The sequence below is a fragment of the Paraconexibacter sp. AEG42_29 genome (assembly GCF_040581415.1).
Classification (GTDB): Bacteria; Actinomycetota; Thermoleophilia; order Solirubrobacterales; family Solirubrobacteraceae; genus Paraconexibacter.
The window spans coordinates 378,030-401,186 of record NZ_CP114014.1 but is presented as its reverse complement, the minus strand read 5'-3'; the positions used below and the strand labels follow the sequence as shown (position 1 = coordinate 401,186).

The following is a 23,157-nucleotide window of genomic DNA, read 5'->3' as shown; positions in this document are numbered from 1 at the left end:
CTTCAGCCCTCGATCGCGATCGCCTGCACGGGACACGACTGCACGGCGCGCTCGGCGACCTTGCGGTGCTCCTCGCCCGGCTCGGCGTCCAGGAGGCGGACGACCTCGTCGTCGTCGTCGAGGGCGAACAGGTCGGGCGCCTCCATCACGCACTGCCCGTGCGCGTCGCAGATGTCCAGGTTGATCGTGATCTTCATGGGTCTCTCCTCCAGTGACCGCCGGTCCCTGCTGTTCGACACTACCATCACGTAAACGATCGTTCAATCGGTAACCGCCGAGCCCGGTCGCCAGGGCACACTGAGCAACTCCAGGAGCGCCTCCGGGCTCGATCCGCCGCGACGTGAGCGACCGTTCGCATAGGATCGCGTCATGCCGTCCACCGCCGACCGGGTCGTGCTGATCACCGGTGCCTCCTCGGGGATCGGCGAGGCGATCGCCCGCGGCGTCGCCGGGTCCGGACGGCGCGTCGTCCTCGCGGCCCGCTCGTCCACGCCGCTGACGGCGCTCGCCGACGAGCTCGGCGGTCCTGAGCGCGCCCTGGCCGTCCCCTGTGACGTCACCGACTGGGACGCGGTGCAGGCGGCCGTGGCCACCGGGCTGTCGTCGTTCGGCCGCCTCGACGCCGTCTGCGCGAACGCGGGGATCGGGGCGGCGCGCGGGTTCGGCAACGAGTCGCCCGAGCGCTGGCGGGAGCTCATCCTCACGAACATCTACGGCGTCGCGCTGACGATCCGCGCGGCGACGCCCGCGCTCGTGGAGACAGGCGGGCACCTGCTGCTGACGAGCGCCGTCACGGGACGGCACCCGCTCCCGGGATCGGTCTACTCCGGGACCAAGGCGGCGGTCGCCGCACTGGGCGAGGCGGCGCGCAAGGAGCTCGGGCGTGACGGCGTCCGGGTCACGACGCTCGCCCCGGGGACGGTCGACACGGCGTTCTGGGACAACCCGCAGGCGGACGCCTTGCGCGCGACCGACCTCGCGGACGCGGTGCTGTTCGCGCTGGACCGACCGCCGCACATGAGCGTCAACGAGATCGTCCTGCGCGCGGTGGCGCAGTACGACCCGTGACCCCCGCGACCTAGGCGGACCGCCGAGAAGCTGCGCGCCGCGCCGCTGTCAGGTTCCGCCCACCATGCGGTGCGCAACCTGACAGGCAGCGCGATAGGTGTGACGGAAGTACGCCGGGAGCGCTGCAGCAGTGCTCCTGCCGGGACGAGTGCCGCGACGGGTCACCTGGTAAGGGCATGACCAAGACACCAATACCCCGGCGCCTGCGACGGATCGCCGAACGTCAGCACGGTCGCCTGACCCGCACCCAGCTCCGCGACGCCGGCGCGACCCGGCGCCAGATCGAGCGCTGGATGGCCAGCGGCTGGCTCACGCGCGAACACCGTGGGGTCTACGTCCTCGGCGCACGCCCTCGGGACCGGACCGGCGTCTTCGCCGCGGCGCTGCACGCCCTTGGCCCGTCCGCCGTGCTCAGCTTCCGGTCGGCCGGCGCGATCTGGTTGCTGCTGACCGGCGCCGTCCCGGTCGAGGTCACCGTTCCGCCGACGACAGGCCGGGCGAACCGGCGTCGGATCCGCGTCCACCGGGCCGAGGTGCCCGCGGAGCACGTCACCGTCAAGGACGGGCTGCGCGTGACCTCCCTCGTCCGGACCATTCTCGACCTCGCGGCGGTCCTGCCGCCGCAGCAGCTCGCCCGTGCCTTTGAGCAGGCGCAGGTCCGCCACCACCTCACGCCCGAGGCCGTCGCTATCGAGGTCCTCTGCCGCGGGGGACGGGTCGGCACGCCCACGCTCCGGTCGCTGCTGGAGGGCGCCGTCGACCCCGCGGCGGTCGCAAGCGTCCTCGAGCTGCGCTTCCTCGCCCTCTGCCAGCACCACGGACTCCCGCGTCCCCTCGTGAACGTGCCGTTGGGTTCGTTCGTGCCCGACTTCCGCTGGCCGGACGCAATGGTGGTCGTAGAGACCGACAGTCGCGCGTTCCACTCATCTGTCGCGTCCCGGCGCCGGGACGCAGCGAAGGATGCGTGGCTCGCCGAGCAGGGGTACGTCGTCATCCGGCTGCGATGGACGGACGTCACCGCCGACACGGAAGGGACCGCGAACCGGATCCGCGCGGCTCTGGACGGCGCCCGCTGACAGGTCGCGCCCATTCTGCGGTGCACAACCTGACATCCGCGGCCCCGCCTTACCGCGCCGCCCGCCGCCCAGCGGGCGTCATGACGCCTCGCCGACCAGGTTCCCGTAGCGCCGCGGGTAGGGCTCGTCCGCGCCGGCCATCGCGTCGGCCGCGTCCCCCGAGAGGATCGCCGCCAGGTTGCCGTGCAGGAACTGGATCGGCGCCTCGTTGCGGCCGCTGATCGTCTCCTTGACCTGCCCGTGCGGCAGCCCCGCCTGCAGTGCCCGGCCGACCCCCCAGTCCTCGTCGACGACCGTGTGCACGAGCAGCTTCCAGTTCTTCTCGAGGTAGCTCTCCTCGCGCTCGGTCGTCGGTGCGTTCCGCAACAGGAACCGCAGCGTCACCTTGCACTTCTGCGCGTCGGTCGGATGGGGGGAGATCGTCCAGACCTCGAAGTGCCGCGGCTCGACGGCGACGAACGTGTTCGGCAGCAGGATGTAGTTGCAGATGACGTGCGGCAGCAGGTCGACCTCGGCCGGGTCCTGCTCGCGGATGTCGTGGATCGACTTGCGCGAGACGACCAGGCGCGCGACGTCCGGGCCCAGGACGTCGAGCGTGTAGACGTTCGTGTTGAAGAACGGCCCGACGGTCTTGGGGTGGACGAACTGCAGGTGGTACGGGTCCAGGAAGCCGTCCGCGACGACCTTCCAGTTCATGTCCTCCTCGTACGTCGCCTCCCGCACGAGCGTGTACTTGTCGAGCTCGAACGCGCTGAGGTCGCCGTCCATCTCGTCGCCGATCATCGCCGCGATGTCGAGCGGCTCGCCGGGCGTGGCGACGGCCCAGACGAGGCCGTGGCGCTCGTCGACCGGCAGCTCGATGAGCCCGTACTGCGAGCGGTCCAGCCCGTCGAAGCCCTCGTCGAACGGGATGTTCTTCAGCGACCCGTCGAGGTTGTAGGTCCACGCGTGGTAGGGGCACTTGAACCGTTGGGCGCAGCCGGCGCCCTCCAGGGCGACCTTCGCCCCGCGGTGGCGGCAGACGTTCGAGAACGCCTTCAGCGTCCCGTCGGCCTGCCGGACGATCAGCAGCGGGGCGCCGACGATGTCCCGGGTCACGAACGAGCCCGGACCGTCCAGTTCCGAGCTATGCGCCACGACGATCGGCCGCGTGCGGAAGACCAGGTCGCGTTCGCGCGCGGCGTACTCGTCGTCGAAGTAGGACTTCGCGGCGATCGGCAACTCGCGCTGCGCGAAGTCCGTGTCCCGTCCCTTCAGGTACTTGAAGAACCGCTCGGCGACGTCGATCTGGACATGGCGTTGCATGGCCCGATGCTACCACCGAGCGTGAACGATCGTTTGCTTTCTTTCAGGGATCGCCGAGCGCGCGGCGGGCCCGCTCGTCCGCGGTCGCGTAGACCTCGCGCACCGGCCGCGGGCGCAGCGTCGTCCGCATGACGAGGTTCTCGGCCGCAAAGGCCTCCTCGGGGGTCCGGCCGGCCGTTGCCCGCACAAGCTCCTTGATCGCACGGACCCCCTCGGGCGGGTTGGCCGCGATCTGAGCGGCGACCGCCACCGCGGCCGGCAGGACCTCGTCCGCAGCGACCATCCGGTTGAGCAGGCCGATCGCCGCGCCCTCGTCCGGCTCGATCGCGCGCGCCGTCATCAGTAGCTCAGCGGCCAGTCCGCGGCCGACGATGCCGGGCAGCGACCACGTCGCGTTCGCGCCGCCGTGCGCCCCCGCGGTGAAGCGCAGGACGCTCGCCGGGCCGCCGATCCGGACATCGGCCGCCGAGGCCATAATCGCCCCGACCCCGTAGGCCAGCCCGTTGAGCGCGGCGACCACCGGCAGCGGCGTCGTGGCCAGGTGCCCGAGCCACTCCTCCCGCTGCAGCAGCGAGAGCAGCAGCTCGTCCGCGTCCCAGTCGGCCATCTCCTTCAGGTCGTACCCGGCGGAGAACGCACGTTCACCGGATCCGGTGAGCACGACGGCGCGCACGTCGGGGTCCTGCTCGAGCTCGCTCAGCGCCGTGTCGAGCGTGGACTGCAGCGCCATCGTCACGGCGTTGTGCTGCGCGGGGCGGTTCAGCGTGAGGACCGCGACGCCGTCCCCGGGCCGGTCGATGAGCAGCTCGTCGTCTGCGGGCACGGCCGGCGCCTAGCCCTGCGACGACCGCGGCGCGAGGCCCAGCCGCCGGCGCCAGTCGCGTGCGCCCAGGAAGCGGGACCCGCGCGCCTGCAGCGCCAGCTTGGTCGCGCTCGCCGGGTACCAGGGCAGCTCCGACTTCGGCGCGATCCGGTCCCCAACCACGACCTGCTCGCGGCAGTACTTGCGGATGCCGGACGGACCGCCCAGGCGGCCGCCCACTCCCGAGTCCCGCCAGCCGCCCTGCGGCGCGCCGAGCTGGAAGAGGTTGATGTAGACGTTGTTCAGGTTGACCGCGCCCACCTCGAGCAGCGCGGCGATCCGCTCGCCCTCGGCCCGGTCGCGGGTCCAGACCGAGCCCGACAGGCCGTACGCGGAGTCGTTGGCGAGCGCGACCGCCTCATCGGTCCCGTCGACCTTCATGATCGGCAGCGTCGGCCCGAACGTCTCCTCGCGCATGCAGTCCATCGTGTGGTCGACGTCGACGAGCACGGTCGGCGCGTAGAACAGCCCGGGACCGTCGAGGCGCCGGCCGCCGGTGAGCGCACGGGCACCCTTGGCGAGCGCGTCGGCCACGTGCCGCTCGACGATGGCGACCTGGTCCTCCGTCGCCATGGCGCCGAGGTCGAACGCCGGCTTCGGGCCCGGGTCCATCCCGACGCGCAGCGCGCGCGTCTTCGTAGCCACCAGGTCGACGAACTCGTCGAACACCGGTGCGTCGACGTAGACGCGCTCGACCGAGATGCAGGCCTGCCCGGCACCCATGAACCCGCCCCAGACCGCGGCGTTCGCCGCACGCTCCAGGTCGGCGTCCGCCAGCACCAGCATCGGGTCCTTGCCGCCCAGTTCGAGCGAGCACGGGATCAGCCGCTCGCCGCAGCGGGCGCCGATCCGGCGGCCGGTCGCCACCGACCCGGTGAAGTGCACCATGTCGACGACGTCGACGACCGCTGCGCCGACGTCCCCGCCGCCCTGCGCGCAATCGAGCACCGGCGGCGCACCGATCGCCTTCCACCCGTCGATCAGGGCCGCCCACGTGAGCGGCGTCACCTCCGACGGCTTCGTCAGCGCCGCGCAGCCCGCCATGAGTGCGGCGGGCAGGTCCAGCATCGGGTTGCCGATCGGGCCGTTCCACGGCGTGATCAGCGCGATCAGCGGATGCGGCCGGAAGCGGACGGCGATCTGCTTCGTCGCCATCGCCGGGGTGTGCGGCTTGGGATGCTCGTCCGCCAGGAACGAGGCCGCGTTCTTCGCGTAGTAGTTGATGACCTCGAGCGCGATCGGCAGCTCGACGTTGGTGTCGTTCCAGCTCTTGCCGGTCTCGGACTGGACGAGCGCCAGCAGCTGCTGCTCGTTGTCGAGCATCCAGTCGCGCCAGCGGTGCAGCCAGGCGGCACGGCCGGCATAGCCGAGCGCCTCCCATGCGGGCTGGGCGGCGCGCAGCGAGGCGGCGAGCGCGGCGACGTCCGCGCCGGAGGTGACCGGCACCCGGCCGACCTCCTTCCCCGTGCCCGGGCAGCGGACGATCAGCTCGTCGGTGGCGGCCTCGGCGGTGCTCATCGGGCGGGCTCCTCCCCGAGCGGGGTCTGCATCAGGCGGGTCAGCTCGCGGTGGAAGACGCTGTTGGCGACCTCGTTGCGGCCGATCGTCAGCGGCCCGGCGTCAGCGCTCTCGAGCGCCCGCTGAGCGTTCCGCGCGATCGGGAAGTCCTCGTCGCGCAGGATGTCCATGTTGATCTTCCAGTTCTTGCCCCAGATCCGCTCCCACTTCTCCGCCTCCCAGCCGCTGTCCTCCACGCGCGGGACGATCAGCCGCAGCTCCATGCGCGAGCGGGCGGTGTTCTTCGGGTCCGGGAAGAACGAGAGCAGCTGGAAGTGGTCGGGCTGGGGCAGGTAGAGCAGCGTCGAGTTGGGCAGCAGCCCGTGGGAGATGTTGACGTTCGAGCGGATCTCCTCGTCGCCGAGGTCGTCCGCGTCGCGGTCCTCCAGCAGACGGCCGAGCGACTTGCGCGGGGAGAGGAAGCGCGTGTGCCGGGCGTAGTCCTCGAGCGTCAGCACGTTCGTGTACGTCATCTTCGCCGCGGTCTCGGCGTGGACGAACTGGATGTGGTACCCGTCGAGGAACGCGTCCTGGAGGACCTTCCAGTTCGCGTTCTCGAAGAACGCGCCGTACTTGAAGCAGACGTGGGTTTCGATGCCGTAGGACCCGAGGATCGCGTCCATCTGCGGCCCGAGCCAGCCCGCGACGTCGATCGGCGCCCCGGCGCGGTCGACGACCCAGACGAAGCCGTGACGCTCCTCCGCCGGCAGCCGCACGAGCCCGGCGGCGATCTGGTCGAACTCGCCGAAGCTGACCTGGTGGGTCGGCGACTTCAGCGAGCCGTCGATGTTGTAGGACCACCCGTGATAGGGGCACTGCACCCGCGAGCGGACGCACGTCCCCTCCTCGCGCTCCTCCAGCAGCGCGCCGCGATGGCGGCAGGCGTTGACGAACGCCCGGATCGAGCCGTCCTTCTGCCGGATCAGGAGCGCCTCGTTGTTCGGCAGCCGGACCGTCCGGAACGCGCCGGGCTCAGCGAGCTCCGAGCTGTGGACCACGGCGATCGGCGCGCGGCCGAAGACGCGCTCGCGCTCCAGCCGCGCGACCTCGGGGTCGTGGTAGATCCGCGGGTCGACCTGCAGGTGGTCGTCCACCTGGTCGGTCCATGACCGCTGCAGGTGGTCGACGAGCTTGCGCAGCTCGAGGGCGGGGACGTCTTCAAGCTTGTGCATGGGCCCTGCTTCCGGCGGTGGTGGTGGAGTCCGTGTTCAGGGCGAGGACCTCGTCGAGACCCTCCTGCATGCAGGTCCGCAGCAGCTCGCCATCCTCGAAGACCTGGCCGTCGTAGGTGATCCCGATGTAGCAGCGGCCGGCGTACGAGCACAGGACGCTCATGACCGGGCTGCCCGGCAGCGGACCGAAGTAGTACATCGCCTCGACCTCCGCCCCCGAGAACGTGACCGGCTCGGGGAACCCGGGGACGTTGGAGATCGTGAGGTCCGCCCGGCACTGCATGCCGATGAAGATCGGGGTCAGGAGCGACGCCGGGATCCGGTTCAGGGCGGGCAGCAGGATGCTGAAGAAGTCGAGCGCCGGCTCCTCGCGGATGGCGCTGACCGCTTCGCGCAGCCGGCCGATCCGGGCGACCGGATCGGGGATCGCCGCGGGCACCGGCAGGAATGCGGTGGCGAAGCGGTTGCCGCCCGCAGGGTCGCCCGGGCGACGGACGGACACGGGCATGTTGATGGTCAGGTCGCCCAGCGGATAGCCGAGCCGCTCGTGGATCCGGCGCAGGCCGCCGAGCTCCGCGGCCACGTAGGCGTCGTTCAGCGTCCCGCCCGCCGCCTTGCCGGCCGCCTTCAGCTCGTCGAGCCCGCAGTCGAGCGTGATGTAGCGCCACTGGCTGCGGCTGCCCCGGTCGAGCAGCGGGGACGAGTTCGCCGCGGGCGGGGCGAGGACACGCCCGACGGAGGCGGCGAAGCGGACGGACTCGGCCGGGTCCCGGCGGAGCGTGGAGGCGACCCCGCCGAGTGCCCGCAGGCCGAGGCCGGGCAGGGAGCGGACGCGGTCGATCGCCTGCGACCGGGTGAGCTCGAACGGCGTCGGGGTGGACTCTGCGGGCGGCGCGGGCAGCCCGTCGACCGCGTCCTTCGGGCCGGCGTGCAGGCGCGACAGGAGCTGGATCGACGCGTGGCCGTCCATCAGGCAGTGGTGGATCGTCGTGAAGTGGGCGGACCGGCCGCCCTCCAGGCCCTCGATGAAGGTGGTGCACCACAGGGGACGGGTGCGATCGAGCTGGGTGGAGCCGAGCGTCTGCGCCAGCTCAAGCAGCTGTGCCTCCGTCCCCGGCTCGGGCAGCCGGACCCGGCGCACGTGGTAGGCGACGTCGAAGTCGTCCACCTCGACCCAGACCGGCGAGCCGACGGGGAGCAGCGGCTCGACGACCCGCATGCGGAACCGCGGCAGCCGGCTGATCGCGCGCAGATGCGACTGCATGATCGCGTCCCACGACGGCGTCGCGGCGAAGATCCGCAGGATGCCGCCCTGCGTCGAGTTCTGCGGGTGACGCTCGGCGCGCCACATCGTCGCCTCGAGCTCGTTCATCTCCTGGCCGGCGCCCCAGTCGATGGTGTCGGTGGTGCTCATGCGGGGCCCTCGTCGAGGTCGCGGGTGAAGGAGAGGAGGTGGTCGGTCGTGACGGCCGGCGCCTCGACCATCGGCGTGTGGCCGATGCCGGGGATGACCTCCAGGCGCGCGTCGGCGAGGCGCTCCTGCATCTGCCGGGCGCTCGCGAGCCGGACGATCGGATCGGCCGCGCCCCAGATGAGCAGCACCGGGCACGTCACGTCCTCGGGCCGGCTCGCCCTGACCGCCTCGCTGGCGGCGGTGATCGCGTCCAGGAAGCCGGGCGACGCCATCAGCGGAACGACCTCCGCAGCCAGCTCCGGCCGCATCGACCCGGGATCCTTGAGCGCGCCGCGCAGCAGCAGCCGGCGGGCGCCGGTCCGGGTGACGAGCAGCCGGGTGACCGGGTTCCACGCGAGGAATCGCTGGGACGCACGCAGGACCCCGACGACGATCGCCAGCCGCAGCCCGGTCATGGGGACGCCGCCGGCGTTGATCAGGACGACGCCGCGCACGCGCTCGGGTCGCTCGACGGCCATCGCGAGCGTGATGAGCCCGCCCATCGAGTGGCCCGCGACGACGAGCGGGCCGAGGTCGAGCTCGTCGGCGAGCGCGAACATCGCCTCGGCGTGGGAGTTCATGAGCGCCGGCGGGTCGAGCGCGTCGGAGCGGCCGAACCCGGGCAGGTCGACCGCGATCACCCGGTGCTCGCGGGCCAGCGACGGGATCATCTCCAGCCACCACTGCCACGAGCAGCCGAGGCCGTGCAGCAGCAGCAGCGGCGGTCCGTCCCCGTAGTCCAGGTAGCGCAGCCGACGCCCGCCGATGACAGCCTCGCGGACGTGCGCCGACCAATCGGTGTCCGTCCACGGCGGCGGCGGGGTGAGGGAGTCGATCGTCGCCATCGCGTGCCTACGCGGCGCCCTCGCGGGGCCCCGGGGTGAAGCGGATCGGGAGCGCCATCACGCCGCGGGTCTGGGTCGGGTGGATCATCGGGTCGCCGGCGACCTCGTAGTCGGGCAGGCGCCGGTGCAGCTCCTCGAACGCGACCCGCAGCTCGAGCCGCGCGAGGTGCGCGCCGATGCAGCGATGCCGCCCGCCGCCGAATGACAGGTGGCGGTTCGTCTTGCGGTCGAACGAGACCTGGGCCGGGTCGTCGAAGTGCGACGCGTCGCGGTTGGCGCCGCAGAGCGCGAGCAGCAGCTGGTCGCCCTCGCGGACCTTCAGGCCGCCGAGCTCGTAGTCCTTGGTCGCGCGCCGGCCCGGGAGGACCGCGGCCTCGATCCGCAGGATCTCCTCCACGGCGGCCGGCAGCATCGACGGGTCGTCGACGATGCGCTGGCGCTGCTCGGGCCGCTTGGACATGTGCATGACGCCCCAGCACAGGGAGCCCTGCGTTGTGTGCAGCCCGGCGATCAGCGTGAGGAAGAACATCTGGATGAGCTCCTCGTCGGTCAGGGCCCGCGTCTCCCCGCCGAGCTCCGCCTTGCTGTTGACGACGACGCTGATCACGTCGCTCTCGTCCGTGACCTCCTGGCCGCGGCGTTCGGCGATCAGCTTGCCGAAGTAGCCGCCGACCTCCATCGCCGCCTGGCCGCGGACCGCGTTGGACTCCTCCTCGGAGGCTCCCGGCTTGCCCATGAGCGCTGCCGCGACCCACCCGTTCAGCTGCGGCGCGTCCTCGATCGGCAGGCCGACCAGCGCGAGGAAGACCCGGGCCGGGAGGATGTGCGCGAAGGCGCTGACGAACTCGCACTCGCCGGCCTCGATGAACTCGTCGATCAGCTCGTTGACCTCGCGCCGGATCTCGTCCTCGAGCGCCTTCATCCGGATCGGGTTGAAGAGCGGCTGCAGCACGTTGCGGTAGGCCGTGTGCTCCGGGGGGTCGGCCTCGAGCGGCAGGAAGCGGCCGGTGAGCGCGGCGGTGATCAGCGCGTTCGGGTAGCTCGAGAAGTCCACCGGGTTGTGGAGGACCTCGTGCACCTGGTCGTAGTGGGTGACGACCCAATGCCCGCCGTGGGCGGTCGACCAGACCAGCGGGCCCTTGTCGGCCAGCTCCGCGATGCGGGCCTGCACGGTGTCCTGCGGCATCGAGAGCGTGGGGTCGTAGATGTCGAAGTCGACGATCAGCTGCTCGGGGACGTCGGGTGCGGCGGTGGTGCTCACGGCGGGTTCTCCCTCCTGCGCCCAAGGGACCTTCGGCGCTCGACTCGGTCTCCCCCATGCTAACGAGCGTTCACGGCATGGTCAACGGGTTGCAGCACCTATTTTCCTGGTCGGGACGGCCGACCGCGGGAACGGGCGTTCTCCGCGGTCGGCCGACCGGCGACCGGCGCAGTCAGCGCACCTTCGCGTACGCCTCCGCGATGTCCGGGTACTGCTCGCGGAGCAGGCGCTTGGCGACCTTGCCGCTGGCCATCCGCGGCAGCGCGTCGTCGGCGACGATCACGTACCGGGGGACCTTGAAGTCCGCCAGGCGGGTGTTGCAGTGCGCGACGATCTCCTCGGCGCTCAGGTCGTCCTTGAGCCGGACGATCGCCGCCGGCGTCTCGCCGAACTTCGCGTCGTCGGCCGCGATCACCGCGACCTCCTCGACGGCCGGCAGCTCGTCGATGACGTTCTCGATCTCGGCCGGTGCGATGTTCAGGCCGCCCGAGATGATCAGGTCCTTCAGGCGTTCGACCATCTTCAGGCTGCCCTCCGCGTCCAGTTCGCCGAGGTCGCCCGAGTGCATCCACCCGTCCTTCAGCGCGGCGGCGGTCGCCTCCGGGTCGCGCCAGTAGCCGGGCGTGACCGACGGGCCCTTGATGAGGATCTCCCCCGGCTCGCCGGGGTCGCAGTCGCTGCCGTCCGGCCGGACGACCCGCAGCTTCGTGTGGACGCCGCCGCTCCCGCAGCGGTCGGGCTTGGTGAGCGCGTCCCGGCGGGCGGTCGAGGTCGCGATGCCGCCGGCCTCCGTCATGCCGTAGATCTGCCGCAGGAGGACGCCCTTGTCCGCGTACGCCTTCAGCAGCTTCTCGGAGACGCGGGCGCCGCCGACGTGCGCGGTGTCCCAGCGGCTCAGGTCGGCGTCCGCGAACCCGGGCTGCGCGGTCATCGCCTCGTAGAGCAGCGGGACGCCGACCATCGCGGTGATCTGCTGGGACTCGAGCAGCTCCACGGCGCGCGCGGGGATGAACGTCGGCTCCAGCACGAGCGTCGAGCCGCGGACCGCGTTGTGGAGGATCCCCCACAGCAGCCCGGGGGCGCCGCCGAGCGGCAGGACCATCAGCAGGCGCATGTCGTGGTTGAACCCCGGGTCCGCGATACCCCACTCGTTGATGAAGCCCATGATCGTCCGGTTCGTGAAGATCACGCCCTTGGGGGTGCCGGTCGTCCCGCTGGTGTAGATGAGCGCGGCGGGATCGTCGACGTCGACCGCGGGCCGCGGCGGGCGCGCGGAGGCGGCCGTGCCGCGCAGCGCTCCGAGCTCCTCCATGGGGATGACCGTGAAGCCCGGGCCGTCCGTCGCCGCCTGGTCGACTTGGGGGCGCAGGTCCGCGTCGCACACGAACGCGCGCGGCTCGGCGCTCGTGGTCAGCGCCGTGATCTCACCGACCGTCAGGCGCGTGCTCATCGGGACGGCGACCGCGGCGAGCTTGAAGAGCGCCACCGCCGTCACGCAGTAGGCGAGGGTGTTGGCCCCCAGCAGGCCGACCCGGTCGCCCGCCGCGACACCGCGGCCGGCGAGGTCCGCCGCGACCGCGTCCGCCCAGGCGTCGAGCTCCGCGTAGGTGAGCTCCTCGCCCCCCAGGACGATCGCCGTCTTGTCAGGCGCCTGGCGCGCCCAGTACTCCGGCCCGTCGACCACGAACGTCGTCATGTCTCTCCCTGTCCTGTTCTGAAAAGGCGGCGCCCGCCACCACGTGACGCGGCCGCCGCGCACCCCGCAACATCAACGGCCGTTCACGAGCATAACTATCGACGACCGCTCGTGTTTCACTTCTTGCATGAACGGTCGTTCACGGAGTACGCTGCCAGCATGGAGCGCTTCACGCGGGGAGCCGGACGATGAGCACGCGTCACGTGGTGATCGTCGGCGGCGGGCTGGCTGCCCACCGCGCGGCCAGCGCCCTCGCCGGGTGCGGCGACGCGGTGCGCGTGACCGTCGTCGGGGACGAGCCGCACCGGCCGTACGACCGCCCGCCGTTGTCGAAGGGCGTGCTCAGCGGGGCCACGCCCGAGGACGACTGCCGGTTCCGCGGCGACGGGCTCGAGGGCGTCGAGTGGCGGCTCGGTCGTCCGGCCGTCGCCCTCGACCCTGCCGCGCGCGTCCTCACGCTCGAGGGCGGTGAGGCGCTCGGTTACGACGGCCTCGTGATCGCCACCGGCCGCCGGGCACGGACGCTGCCCGCCGCCGAAGGGCTCACGGGCGTCCTGAGCCTGCGGTCCCTGGACGACGTCCGCGCGCTGCGTACGGCGCTCGACGGCGCAGCGTCCGTCGCGATCGTCGGGGCCGGGTTTGTCGGCTGCGAAGTGGCGGCGACCCTTCGCGGGCCGGCGGCGACGCTTCGCGGGCCGGCGGCGACGCTGCGCGGTGGTGACGGTGACGCTCGCCCCGAGGTCACGCTGGTCGACACCGCGCCGCACCCCTTGCCCGTCCTCGGGCCGGAGCTCGGCGCCCGGGCGGCCGCCCTCCACGAGGCGCGCGGCGTGCGCCTGCGGATGGGCGTCGGGGTGGCGCGCTTCACCGGTGAGGGCGCGGTCACCGGTCTCGACCTGGACGACGGCACCCACGTGCCCGCCGACCTCGTCCTGGTCGCCGTCGGCTCGCTGCCCAACAGCGAGTGGCTGTCCGGATCGGGCCTTGCGCTGGACCGCGGCGCCGTCGTCGTCGACGAGCACTGCTTCGCGCTCGGGCACGAGGACATCGTGGCGGCCGGCGACGTGAGCGCCTGGCCTCATCCCGACGCCGACGGGCCGGTGAGCATCGAGCACTGGTCCAACGCCCAGGCGATGGGCACGATCGCCGCCGGGAACCTGGCCTGCGAGCCCGCGGACCGCGAGGCGCACGCGGCGCTGCCGAGCTTCTGGTCGGACCAGTACGACGTCAAGCTGCAGTCGATCGGGTTCGTCGGCTCCGCGGACCGCTTCGTGGTGGTGCTCGACGAGCCCGAGCGGCCCGTGCTCGTGGCCGAGGCGTTTTGCGGCGAGCGACTCGTCGGCGCGGTGACCTTCAACCGGCCGCGGGCGATGCTGCAGTACCAGCGACGCCTGCGCGAGGAGGCGGCTGCCGCCCGCTGACCGGGGTCGTTGCATCGCCCCCGGGAACGGTCGTTCACCAGCCACGTCTATCCTGTGTCCGTGTCGCGAGACCGCAAGATCCTCGAAGCCGCCGCCAAGCTCTTTCACGAGCGCGGTTTCGCGGGCGTGTCCGTCGACGAGATCGGTGTCCGGGCGGGCGTCACCGGGCCCGCGATCTACCGGCACTTCAAGGGCAAGGAGGAGATCCTCACCTCGCTCTTCGACGAGGCGCTCGACGGGCTGCTCGACGCGACCGTCCCGGACGGCGACGTCGGTCGCGCCCGCCTGCGTTCGATCGTCGCCGGCCACGCCGAGTACGTCGTGCGGGCGTCCGAGCTGGCGTCGATCTGGCAGACGGAGAGCAGCGCCCTGTCGCCGGCCTCCCGGCGCCGCTTCCTGCGCCGCACGCGCAGCTACTTCGAACGCTGGCGCACGGCCCTGGAGGACGTCTACCCCGAGCGCAGCGACGACGAGATCGCCGCGGCCGTGCACTGCGCGGTCACCCTGATCGGGTCGCTCGCGCAGTGGCCCGCGAACCTCAAGGGCATCGACGACCGCGTCGCGCTGGTGACGGAGATGACCCTCGCCGCCCTGGACGCCGCGGCGCTGCCCGCAGCGACCCCCTCCGCTTAGCGGCGTTGTCGTTCCGTTCAATGGTCGCGGGTCGGTGGCGCTGACGCCGAGGGCCCGTGTGGTCGTGGTGACTTTGGAAACGGGAGGCTGAAGACGGCAGAGTGCGCTGCGCGGTCGTCCGGGCCTTGTGCGGGGCGTCGGCCCGGTGGCAGGCCCCGGGGTCGGTGGTGGATCGCACGGCTCGGAGCCCGGTGGATCACCATTCACCGTCGGCGGGCGGGACGAGTGGCGGATCGCACGGCTCGGGGCCCGGTGGACCACCATTCACCCGCGGCCGGGGGGGTCGGTGGCGGTGACGCCGAGGACCTGTGTGGTCGTGGTTGCCGCTCCGTCTGGACCCGCCGTATGGCGCAACTAGCAACCACCAACCCATTCCGGGGGTGGTGGGCCGACGGTCGTGGTCCGAAGCGGCGTCCGGCGCCGCGCGATGGCCGGCCCTTACGCCAGCGCCCCGGCGCCCCAGCCGCGAAGGGCCATGACCGGCCGCCGCCACCCCCGAAACAAGCCCTCAGCAATCCTGCATGATCCGCGGGTACACGTAGCCCGTGCTCGGCACCTGCTTCGGCCCGCTGATCTTCTGATCGGTCGGCTTGAGGCCCTCGTTCGCCAGGCCCGGCTTCGGGAACGGCACGAAGCTCAGGCCCTGGGTGCTCTCGAGGACACCGGTGTGCGCCAGCTTGAACGCCGCGTCGCTGACGTTGTCCGAGACGCCCAGCAGCGCCTGCTCGCCGACGACCGGCATCAGCCGGATCGTGTGGCCGATCGCGTCGTAGGAGTTCGCGGCCTGGCCGAGGTCGCCGACCAGGTTCATCAGGTCCGGCGTGTACGGCTTGAGGTAGCGCAGCATCGGGTTCGCCTGGCAGAAGACCCGGCGTAGGCTCGGCAGGGCCTTGCTGACGTCCGGAGAGGTGTCGCGGACCGCGGCCAGCGTCTTCTCGAGCGGCGGCGCTGCCGAGTTCAGCCGGCTGACGACCCGCTGGCCCTCGCTGGCAGCGGGCGCGAGCGACCGCACCGCGGGGCGCACCTCGCGCAGGGCCGTCGCGAGGTTCGCGACGACCGGCGTCGCGTTGTTGGACACGCGCTGCAGCGTGCCTGTCGTCTGCTGCACCTGCCGCAAGGTGGGCGGCAGCTGCGTGATCAGCGAGCGGACGGCGTCGTCGCGGTCCGCGAGCGCGGTGAAGGTCGTGCGCCCCTGGCGGGCCAGCTCGCGCAGGCTCTCGCCACGCTCGCCGACGGACGCGGTCACGCGGCCGAGCTGATCGACGAGCTTCCCGATCTGCTCGCGGTCGTCCTTCAGCCGGGCGGTCAGCCCGGAGCCGGCCTCGAGGACGCTCGACGCGCTGCGCAGGGACGAGCCGAGCTGCGGCCCGCGGTCGCGCACCGTGTCGCCGAGGCCCTGAACGACCTGGCGGGTGCGGTCGCGGGTCTTGCCCTGCAGCGTGGAGAGGATCTGGTCGACGTCGACGTACTCCTCGCCGCGTGCGGGCGAGACGACGTCGCCCGAGGCGAGCTTGTCGTTCGACCGGCCGGCGACGAGCTCGACGTAGTTCTCGCCGAGCGGCGTGCGGACCGACAGCAGCGCGGTCGTGTCCTTCGCCAGCGGCTTGACGTCCGCGTTGTCGATGCGGATGTCGACGAGCGCGCCGACGCCGCGGCGGTGGACCGCGGTGACGGTGCCGACGCGCGCGCCCGCCATCGTGACGCTCGTCCCCTGGGTCAGCGAGCCGGCCTGCGGGACGACGGCCTTGACCTTGTACGTGTCACCCAGCGACAGCGCGCCACTCAGCTTGAAGAGCACGAACAGGCAGAAGATCGTGAACGCCGCGAAGAACGCGACGGTGAGGTAGTGCCCGCGGGCTCCGTGTCTATCGACCATGGTGTCTCTCCGGCCTCAGCGCTGGTCTTCGGGACGCGGTGCGCGTCCGCCGATGGGCATCCCGGGGGTGCAGCCTGCGTAGGCGCGCTCCTCCGGGTTGGACAGGCCGAGCGTCTGCAAGCCGATCGCGAGGTTGCCGCGCGGTGCCTGGCCGCGGCTGTCGCCGTACTTCGTCATCGACGCGTCCCACTGGAAGAAGCCCTGGATGCCCTTCTTGCAGACCGCGAGGTTCTTCGTCGTCCGGTTCACGACCGGGATCTGCGGGCGCAGGCGCGTGATCGCGCTCGACAGCGAGGCGCTCAGCGGCTTCAGCGACCGGGACAGCGGAACGAGCTGCTGCACCGGCGTCTGCAGCGCCGCCACCGCGGGGCGGGCGTCGTCGCTCAGGCGGACGACCGCGTCCAGCGCGCCGCCCAGCTGATCGGCGACCGGATCGAGCGCACGGACGGCGCCGTCGACGTCGTCCAGGACGCCGCGCGTGGCGGTGAAGCTCGAGTCCGCGGTGGCCAGCGTCCCGGGCAGCGCGCGGAGCGTCGCGTCGAGGTCGGCCGAGCCGGCCTGCAGGGTCGACAGGGTCGCGCCGCCGTCACGCACGAGCGTGCGGATCGCGGTCTCCCGCTTGCCGAGCTCGGAGGTGAGGACACCGACGTTGTGGATGAGCCGCTCGGTCAGCGGCTTGCGGGCCGCGAGCTGCTTGGTGAGCCGGCCGGCCGCGGAGATCAGCGGCGTGGCGGCCGCGAAGGCGTTGCCGAGCTGCGCGCCGTTGTCGTCCAATCCCTGGCCGAGGTCGGCCAGCAGGACGCGCAGCCGGGACCGGGTGCGCTGATTGAAGACGCTGAGCACATCGTCGACGGCGACCGGGATCGTCGTCTGCGACGGCGGCAGCGGGTCGGAGGCCTTCGCCACGCCGGCAGCGGGCGTGCCGCGGTCGACGATGTCCATGAACTGGTCCTCGAGCGCGCTGTTGGGCCGCAGCTCGACGCGGGCGTCGCGGAAGATCTTGCCGTACTTCTTCTCGACCTTGGCCTTGATGATCGCCTGGCCGTTCTCGAGCTTGACGCCGGAGATGCGGCCGGCGGGGACGCCCTTCACGCGGATCTCGTTCAGGCCGGGCCGGACGGCACGGGCCGACTCGACGCGGAAGCTGACCTCGTTCGAGCTCTTCACGAGCGTCGACGCGACGTGGGACAGGATCCAGACGGCGCCGATCAGGCTGAGCAGCGTGGCCGCGATCAGGACCGTCAGGTGCGGCCCGGAGCGCTTGGCCTCGAGCTTGACCCGCCCGGCGGTGAGCTTGTCGGTGAGGTGTTCGCGGACGTCGGTCATCGGTTCTTCCTCCGCGTCGTCGCCGAGGGGGCCGAGCCCGGAGCGGGATCGAGCGGGTTGAAGGTCAGGTAGTCGTTGAGGACCTTGGACAGGTTGCGGCACTCGATGGCCTTGGTCTTGTCCGGGTTGCCGGCGTAGACCTGGCACGGGAGGTACAGCGGCGAGCTGCCGCCCGTGAACGGGAACCGCAGGACGTGCCCGTTGCTGTCGAACGGCGCGGCGACGTTCGCCAGGCCGCCCAGGCCGGGGCCGACCATCTCGGCCGTCGTATGCGTCGTCTCGGGATCGGTCTCGTTGAAGTACGGCAGGATCGTCTTGTCCAGGCGCGTGATGCTCGGCTGCAGCTCCTCCAGCAGCGGCGTACCGCGGCGGGAGGCCGCCGCCAGCGAGGACACCGCGGGCCGCAGGTCGCGCAGCAGCGGTGTGGCCCGCGTGAGCAGGCGGTCGCCGCCGCGGACGACCGGGCTCAGGCGGATCAGCGCAGGCGCGACCTTGCCGGCGGGGTCGCGGAGCTTGTCGACGACCGGGTCCAGGACGCCGAGCGTCGTGTCGAGCCGCGCGAGCGTGATGTCGGTGTTGCGCAGGACGCCCGGCGCGGTGCCGATCGTCGCGCGCAGGTCCGCCTCGCGGGCGGCCGTGACCTGCAGCGTGCCGCCGGCGCCGGAGACGAGGCGGTTCAGCCCGTCGTCCGGCGCGTCGAGCGCCTTGACGGTCTTCGTGGTCTCGGTGACGAGCGCCTGCAGGTCGCGGTCCTTGGCCGTGCCGCGGGCCGCGTTCAGGCCCTGCTCGATCGACGGCGACTGCTCGTCGAGCGTCTCGCCGAGGTCCTTCAGCGTCTGCGGGTCGCGCATCGCGTCGGTGAGCTGCGGCGGGATCTGCTTGAGCCCGCGGCGGGCATCGCCGGCGACGACGCTCGTGATGTCGTCGAGCTCGACCTGGCTCGAGGTCTGCTTCAGCGGGATGTCGCCGGACAGCTTGCCCGACTCCTCGCGCCCTGGATCGAGGTTGACCGCGAAGGCGCCGCCCAGGAGCGTGCGCCAGGCGACCTTCGCCCGGGCGTCGGCGTGGATCTCGCCGGCATCCTCGTCGACCGACATCGTGACCTTGGTGGCGCGGCCGCCGTCGACGGACTCGAGCTTCTCGACCTTGCCGACGTTGACGCCGCGCACGCGGACGAGGTCGCCCTCGCGGAGCGTCGCGACGTTCCGGAAGACCGCCGAGACCTCCGGCGTGCTGCCGGCGAGGACCGAGCGGATGATGCCCGCGTAGGTCCCGTACAGCAGCAGCGCGACCCCGGCCACGGCGATGATCCCCATCGTCTTGTGCCGTTCGAGCCCGAGGCGCCCGAGGCGCTCGTCGATGCGGGACATCTAGCGGCCCTTCCCGAGGTTGGTGAGCGGGGTCACGACGAAGTCGTGACCCAGGTACTGGCACGGCGGGTGGTAGGCCGTCTTGAGGCTCTTCGTGTCCTTGAGCCCGATCGCCTCGACGCCCGCGAGGGCCTGGAGGCGGAACTGCGAGGACGGGCCGTTCGGGCCGGTGCCGGTCCCGACGAAGCCGGTCATGCTGCGCAGGACGACGCCGGTGTTGATGATGTCGCAGCCGTACGGGCCGAGGTACCGGACCATGGGCGTGAGCTCGCCGATCGCCTCGTTCAGGCGCGGCAGCACGGGCTTCAGAGAGCGCGTCACGTCCAGCACCTTCGGCACCGTCGGCTCGGCCGTCTGCAGCAGCGACGTCGCCCGCTCCAGCGGCGTGCCGCCGTCGTCCTCCGCGTGCGCCTTGCGCAGCAGCGCCGACGCCTCGCGCAGGCCGCGCGGGGCGGACGGGAGCGTCCGGTGCGCGGCGCGGGACAGGTTGCCCGCGGCCGCCAGCAGCCGGGTGCCGGCGTTCAGGCCGCCGGTCGCGGTACGCATCGCCCCGGGCGCGACGTCGAGCGTGGTGCGCAGGTCCTCGCGGCGGTCGGCGAACGGACGCAGGGCGTCCGCGCCGGGACGCAGCATCGCGGCGAGCTGGGGGCTGACCCCGGCCAGCGGCTCCATCATCGAGTTCAGCGACGGTGCCAGGCGACCGGCGGCACCCTCGCGGTCGAGGATGCTCTGCATGATCCCGCGGAACGGGACCGTCGCATCCGAGGCGACCCGGATGCCGTCGTTGAGCGGCTCGCCGTTGCCCAGCAGGCCGCGGCCAAGACCGGTCACGGCGGTGCCGAGGGCGCCGCGGGTCTCCTTGTTGAAGACGTCGAGGGCGTCCGGGACGGTGGCCGTCAGCGAGTTCTTGTCGCCGCGGATGGTGGCGCCGTCGCCGAGCATGTCGCCCGCCGACCCCGGGATCAGCTGGACGTAGCGAGCGCCGAGCAGGCCGTTCGCGCGGATGCGGACGGTCGTGTCGGACGGGAGCGTGACGCCCGGCTCGAGCTGGAGCTCGACGCGGCCGCCCTTGTCGCCGGGCGTGACCGCCGCGACCTGGCCGACGCGGACGCCGCCGATCGCGACGCGGTCGTGGTAGCGGAGGCTGCCGATCTCGGGCGCCGCGACGAACATCTTCGTGTAGTCGCGGCCGGGCACGCCCTTGTTGGCCGTCACCGCGAGCGCGATGAAGGCGAAGATGACGCCCATCGTGGCGAAGCCCTTGACGGCGACCGAGCGCTTCGTCGGCGTGTCGGTGCGGCGGCGACGCGTGCGCCGCATCGGGGTCGTGCGGCTCATGGCTTGAGGAGGAAGTCGAGGAGGGACTGGGAGGAGGACGACGCCGGCGGCGGCTCTGTCCTGCCGTTGCCAGAGCTCGATCCGAGCCCCTTGAGGCCGTCGGTCAGGCCCTTGACGGTGTCGCCTGCGCCCTTGAGGGTCTTGTCGACCGTGCCGAGCACGCCGTCGAGGACCTTCTGCACGGCCGGGAGCTGCGGGACCTCGACCTTGGGCAGCAACGACTTGGCCTTGTCCACCGGCTTGACGCTCGGGGCGCTCGCGCCACCCTTGCGCTTCGTGGGCGGGGCGATCGACGCGGGCAGCGCCGCGTCCTTGCCCAGGTAGCGGATCAGCATCGACTCGAGCGTCTGCGGCGTCACGGCCGCCTCCCCGCGGAAGATGTGGGAGAGGCCGTCGCGGTACTGCACCGCGCGGGACCAGTTGTCGACCGTGCCGACGAGGTTGTCCACGCTCTTGTCGAGGGTGTTGGTGATCGGCACCAGGTCGTTCGCGAACGTCGCGGCCCGGCCGACCACCGGCGTGGCCTGGCGGAGCACGGGCGTCGCGCCCGTCGCCAGGCGGGTCAGGGACGGGGCCACCTCGGTGGCCTGGTCGAGCGTCGGGGCCGCTGCCTTCTGGAACGGGGCGACCTGGCGCAGCGTCGCGAGCAGCTCGGGCGCGGTGCCCTTGATGTCGCGCGCCGCGGGGCCGAGCGGGACGGTCGTCTGCTGGAGCTCGGTCAGGAACCCGCGCAGGGACGCGAGCATCCCCGGCGCCTGGGCGAGCGTCGCCCGCAGCTGGGTGCGCTTCGTCGCCGCGGATGCCGACGCCTGGCCGGCGCTGTCGACGAGCTCGACGAGCGCCTGGCGCTCGGCCGTGACGTCGCGGACCACCTTGTCGCTGTTGGCGACGAGCTTCGTGAGCGTGCTGTTGTCGCCCGCGACCTGCTCGACGACCTTGTTGGCCTTGTCGATCGTGCTGGGCAGCGTGTCGATCAGCTGGCCGATGTCGCCGCTGCGGCCGACCACCGCGGCGCCGGCCTCGCCGACGAGGATGTTCAGGCGCTGGCGGACCTCGGGCGTGAGCACCGCGAGGACCTCGTCGAGGTCGGTCGACGGCGTGACGCTGCTGGTCGCCAGGCGGGTCCCGCTCGGCTGCGGGGAGGAGAGGCGCCCCTTGTCGAGCTCCAGGCGCTTCTGCCCGAGCAGGTTGACCGACGTGACGGAGGCGCTGGCGCCGGCGCCGATCGGGCCCTGCCCGTCGTCCAGGCGGCCGGTGACGAGGACCTTGTCGCCCTGGTCCTCCTGCAGCTTGACCTTGACGGTGCCGACCTCGACGCCGCCGACCGTGATCAGCGAGCCGTCCCGCAGGCCCAGCGCGTTGTCGAGCTGCACCTGGAAGCGGTAGCGGTCGTCGTCCGAGCCGCCGGTGAAGACCATGACCAGGACGATCACCAGCACGGCGCCGAGCGCCGCCGGGATCAGGTTGCGCGCGGTCATTCGCCGGCTCCGTTCGTCTCGCCGGGATTGTTCTCGCCGACATTGGTCTCGCCGACACCCGCGCTGAACTGCGAGATCGGGTCGAACTTGCGGGCCTCGGGGTCCTTCGTCGGATCCAGGGCGTCCGGGCCGGCGCCGCACTCGGGCAGGAACCAGGGGGTCCCGGCCTGGGTTCCGGGCGGCCGCGGGAACGCGTACGTCGCGCCGGGGAACGCCTTCAGCGCCTCGCCGGAGTTGTTGTACTGCGCGTTCGTCGGCGCCGGGAAGGAGACCGTCGGTATCGCGCGGATGTAGTTGTCGCGCCCGTCGTTGTTCGACAGCGCCGATCCCCAGAGCGTGCCGAACGACGCGATCTCGGGTGAGTACGGGCGGATGCAGTTGAGCGCAAGGTCGGCCTGCTTGCCGATCGACTCCAGCGCCGGCGCCTGCGAGGCGAGCTTGTCGACCATCTTCGTCACGTCGGGCGCGGCGGCGCCGGCGGTCGCGAGCGTCGCGCGGGCCGTCGGGCCCACGTCGACGAGCGTGCCGAGCAGGCTGTTGAGCGGGCTGGCGATGCGGCGCAGCTGCCGGACGCCGGGGGCGAGCCGGTCGGTCACCTGCTGTGCGCCGGCCAGCGTGCCGTCGGCCCGCTTCAGCGTCGAGGTCGCCTTCTTCAGCGTCCCGGGCGCGCGGTCGAGCGTGGCCTGCAGGCCGGACACGTCGGAGGCGATCGCGTTCAGCGTCGTGCCGGCGCCCTGGATGAGCGCCCCGATGCGCGGGTCCGCGCGGTCGATGGCGTCGACGACGCGGCCGGTCGACTGGACCAGGGCCTCGACGTCGCCGCGGCTCTCGTCGAGGGTGCTGAGGACGGCGTCCGCCTCGGCGAGCGCGCCCGGGGCCACGTCCAGCGCGCGGTTGAGGGGCTTGCCCGCGGCGTCGAGCGCCACGCCGGAGGTGTCCAGGAACGTCTTGGTGTCGGCACGCAGCTGCTTGTCGAACACCTTCAGCAGGTCGCCGTACTCGACCGGCACGCGGAAGCCGCCGGCGGGGAAGTCGCCGCCGTCGGCGACCATCTCCGCACCGCCGTCCTTGCCGCGGTCGAGCAGCAGGTAGCGGTTGAAGATCGAGATCGTGCCGCCCCAGCGCATCGTGAACGTCGTGCCCTTGGGGAGCGGCCAGACGTCGTCGTCGAGGTGCAGCTTGAGGCGGGCGGACCGGCCGCCGTCCATCGGCTTGACCTCGGCGACCTTGCCGACGATCGTCCCGGCCGCGCGGATGTACTGGCCGTTGAGGGCGCCGGTGGCCTTCGACGTCGTGACGTAGATGTCGTGGCCGCCGGAGCCGCCGCCGGACTTGCCGATGACGATGATCGCCAGGACGAAGACCGCGAGCAGCGCGATGGCGCCGTTGCGGAAGGCGACGGGAGAGATGTTGATCATCG

19 protein-coding genes are annotated in these 23,157 nt (G+C 72.2%); 4 read left to right on the top strand and 15 right to left on the bottom strand.

Annotation, left to right across the window (positions count from 1 at the left end; genetic code table 11):
• Positions 1-2: 2 nt before the first annotated feature.
• Positions 3-197 carry a ferredoxin gene (locus DSM112329_RS01940; protein ID WP_354700120.1) on the bottom strand — a complete coding sequence of 65 codons (195 nt, stop codon included), beginning with the start codon at positions 195-197 and terminating at the stop codon, positions 3-5.
• Between the two features lie 172 nt (positions 198-369).
• Here DSM112329_RS01940 and DSM112329_RS01935 point away from each other — a divergent pair, with 172 nt between their 5' ends.
• Positions 370-1,068, top strand: a complete 699-nt coding sequence (locus DSM112329_RS01935; RefSeq protein WP_354700119.1) for an SDR family oxidoreductase — start codon at positions 370-372, stop codon at positions 1,066-1,068.
• 176 nt (positions 1,069-1,244) lie between these two features.
• Positions 1,245-2,144, top strand: a complete 900-nt coding sequence (locus DSM112329_RS01930) for a type IV toxin-antitoxin system AbiEi family antitoxin domain-containing protein (protein WP_354700118.1) — start codon at positions 1,245-1,247, stop codon at positions 2,142-2,144.
• Between the two features lie 78 nt (positions 2,145-2,222).
• Here the strand turns inward: DSM112329_RS01930 and DSM112329_RS01925 are convergent, their stop codons facing one another.
• From DSM112329_RS01925 to DSM112329_RS01890, 8 genes are all read right to left on the bottom strand, one after another.
• The gene (locus DSM112329_RS01925) at positions 2,223-3,449 is read right to left on the bottom strand and encodes an aromatic ring-hydroxylating dioxygenase subunit alpha (protein ID WP_354700117.1); all 1,227 of its coding nucleotides are present in this window, start codon (positions 3,447-3,449) and stop codon (positions 2,223-2,225) included.
• A 43-nt stretch (positions 3,450-3,492) separates the two neighbouring features.
• Entirely contained in the window at positions 3,493-4,272 is a 780-nt protein-coding gene (locus tag DSM112329_RS01920; RefSeq protein ID WP_354700116.1) for an enoyl-CoA hydratase/isomerase family protein, read from the bottom strand.
• Positions 4,273-4,281: 9 nt separating this feature from the next.
• Positions 4,282-5,829 (bottom strand): aldehyde dehydrogenase family protein, encoded by a 1,548-nt coding sequence (locus tag DSM112329_RS01915; RefSeq protein ID WP_354700115.1) that lies wholly within the window; start codon positions 5,827-5,829, stop codon positions 4,282-4,284.
• Positions 5,826-7,040: an aromatic ring-hydroxylating dioxygenase subunit alpha gene (locus DSM112329_RS01910; protein WP_354700114.1), complete on the bottom strand. Its 1,215-nt coding sequence runs from the start codon at positions 7,038-7,040 to the stop codon at positions 5,826-5,828. The genes DSM112329_RS01915 and DSM112329_RS01910 overlap by 4 nt, the downstream gene beginning before the upstream one ends.
• Complete coding sequence (locus tag DSM112329_RS01905) at positions 7,027-8,454, bottom strand: wax ester/triacylglycerol synthase domain-containing protein (protein ID WP_354700113.1); 1,428 nt, start codon at positions 8,452-8,454, stop codon at positions 7,027-7,029. Before DSM112329_RS01905 ends, DSM112329_RS01910 begins: the two co-directional genes overlap by 14 nt.
• Entirely contained in the window at positions 8,451-9,338 is an 888-nt protein-coding gene (locus DSM112329_RS01900) for an alpha/beta hydrolase (RefSeq protein WP_354700112.1), read from the bottom strand. The genes DSM112329_RS01905 and DSM112329_RS01900 overlap by 4 nt, the downstream gene beginning before the upstream one ends.
• Before the next feature lie 7 nt (positions 9,339-9,345).
• Positions 9,346-10,599 carry a cytochrome P450 gene (locus DSM112329_RS01895; protein ID WP_354700111.1) on the bottom strand — a complete coding sequence of 418 codons (1,254 nt, stop codon included), beginning with the start codon at positions 10,597-10,599 and terminating at the stop codon, positions 9,346-9,348.
• Positions 10,600-10,771: 172 nt separating this feature from the next.
• Entirely contained in the window at positions 10,772-12,295 is a 1,524-nt protein-coding gene (locus DSM112329_RS01890; RefSeq protein ID WP_354700110.1) for an AMP-binding protein, read from the bottom strand.
• Positions 12,296-12,483: 188 nt separating this feature from the next.
• Between DSM112329_RS01890 and DSM112329_RS01885 the strand changes: the two genes are divergently transcribed.
• On the top strand, positions 12,484-13,716 hold the full coding sequence (locus DSM112329_RS01885; protein WP_354700109.1) for an FAD/NAD(P)-binding oxidoreductase: 1,233 nt from the start codon (positions 12,484-12,486) through the stop codon (positions 13,714-13,716).
• Between the two features lie 60 nt (positions 13,717-13,776).
• Complete coding sequence (locus DSM112329_RS01880) at positions 13,777-14,349, top strand: helix-turn-helix domain-containing protein (protein ID WP_354700108.1); 573 nt, start codon at positions 13,777-13,779, stop codon at positions 14,347-14,349.
• Between the two features lie 508 nt (positions 14,350-14,857).
• Here DSM112329_RS01880 and DSM112329_RS01875 read toward each other — a convergent pair.
• Genes DSM112329_RS01875 through DSM112329_RS01850 form a run of 6 tightly spaced genes read right to left on the bottom strand, consistent with a single transcriptional unit; the run spans position 14,858 to position 23,155 of the window.
• Positions 14,858-16,225: an MlaD family protein gene (locus DSM112329_RS01875; RefSeq protein ID WP_354700107.1), complete on the bottom strand. Its 1,368-nt coding sequence runs from the start codon at positions 16,223-16,225 to the stop codon at positions 14,858-14,860.
• A gap of 15 nt (positions 16,226-16,240) precedes the next feature.
• Positions 16,241-17,551 (bottom strand): MlaD family protein, encoded by a 1,311-nt coding sequence (locus DSM112329_RS01870; protein WP_354700106.1) that lies wholly within the window; start codon positions 17,549-17,551, stop codon positions 16,241-16,243.
• Complete coding sequence (locus DSM112329_RS01865) at positions 17,548-18,921, bottom strand: MlaD family protein (RefSeq protein WP_354700105.1); 1,374 nt, start codon at positions 18,919-18,921, stop codon at positions 17,548-17,550. Before DSM112329_RS01865 ends, DSM112329_RS01870 begins: the two co-directional genes overlap by 4 nt.
• Complete coding sequence (locus tag DSM112329_RS01860) at positions 18,922-20,259, bottom strand: MlaD family protein (protein WP_354700104.1); 1,338 nt, start codon at positions 20,257-20,259, stop codon at positions 18,922-18,924.
• Positions 20,256-21,737, bottom strand: coding sequence for an MlaD family protein (locus tag DSM112329_RS01855; RefSeq protein WP_354700103.1), 1,482 nt, complete (start codon positions 21,735-21,737; stop codon positions 20,256-20,258). Before DSM112329_RS01855 ends, DSM112329_RS01860 begins: the two co-directional genes overlap by 4 nt.
• The gene (locus DSM112329_RS01850) at positions 21,734-23,155 is read right to left on the bottom strand and encodes a hypothetical protein (RefSeq protein ID WP_354700102.1); all 1,422 of its coding nucleotides are present in this window, start codon (positions 23,153-23,155) and stop codon (positions 21,734-21,736) included. Before DSM112329_RS01850 ends, DSM112329_RS01855 begins: the two co-directional genes overlap by 4 nt.
• Positions 23,156-23,157: the final 2 nt, after the last annotated feature.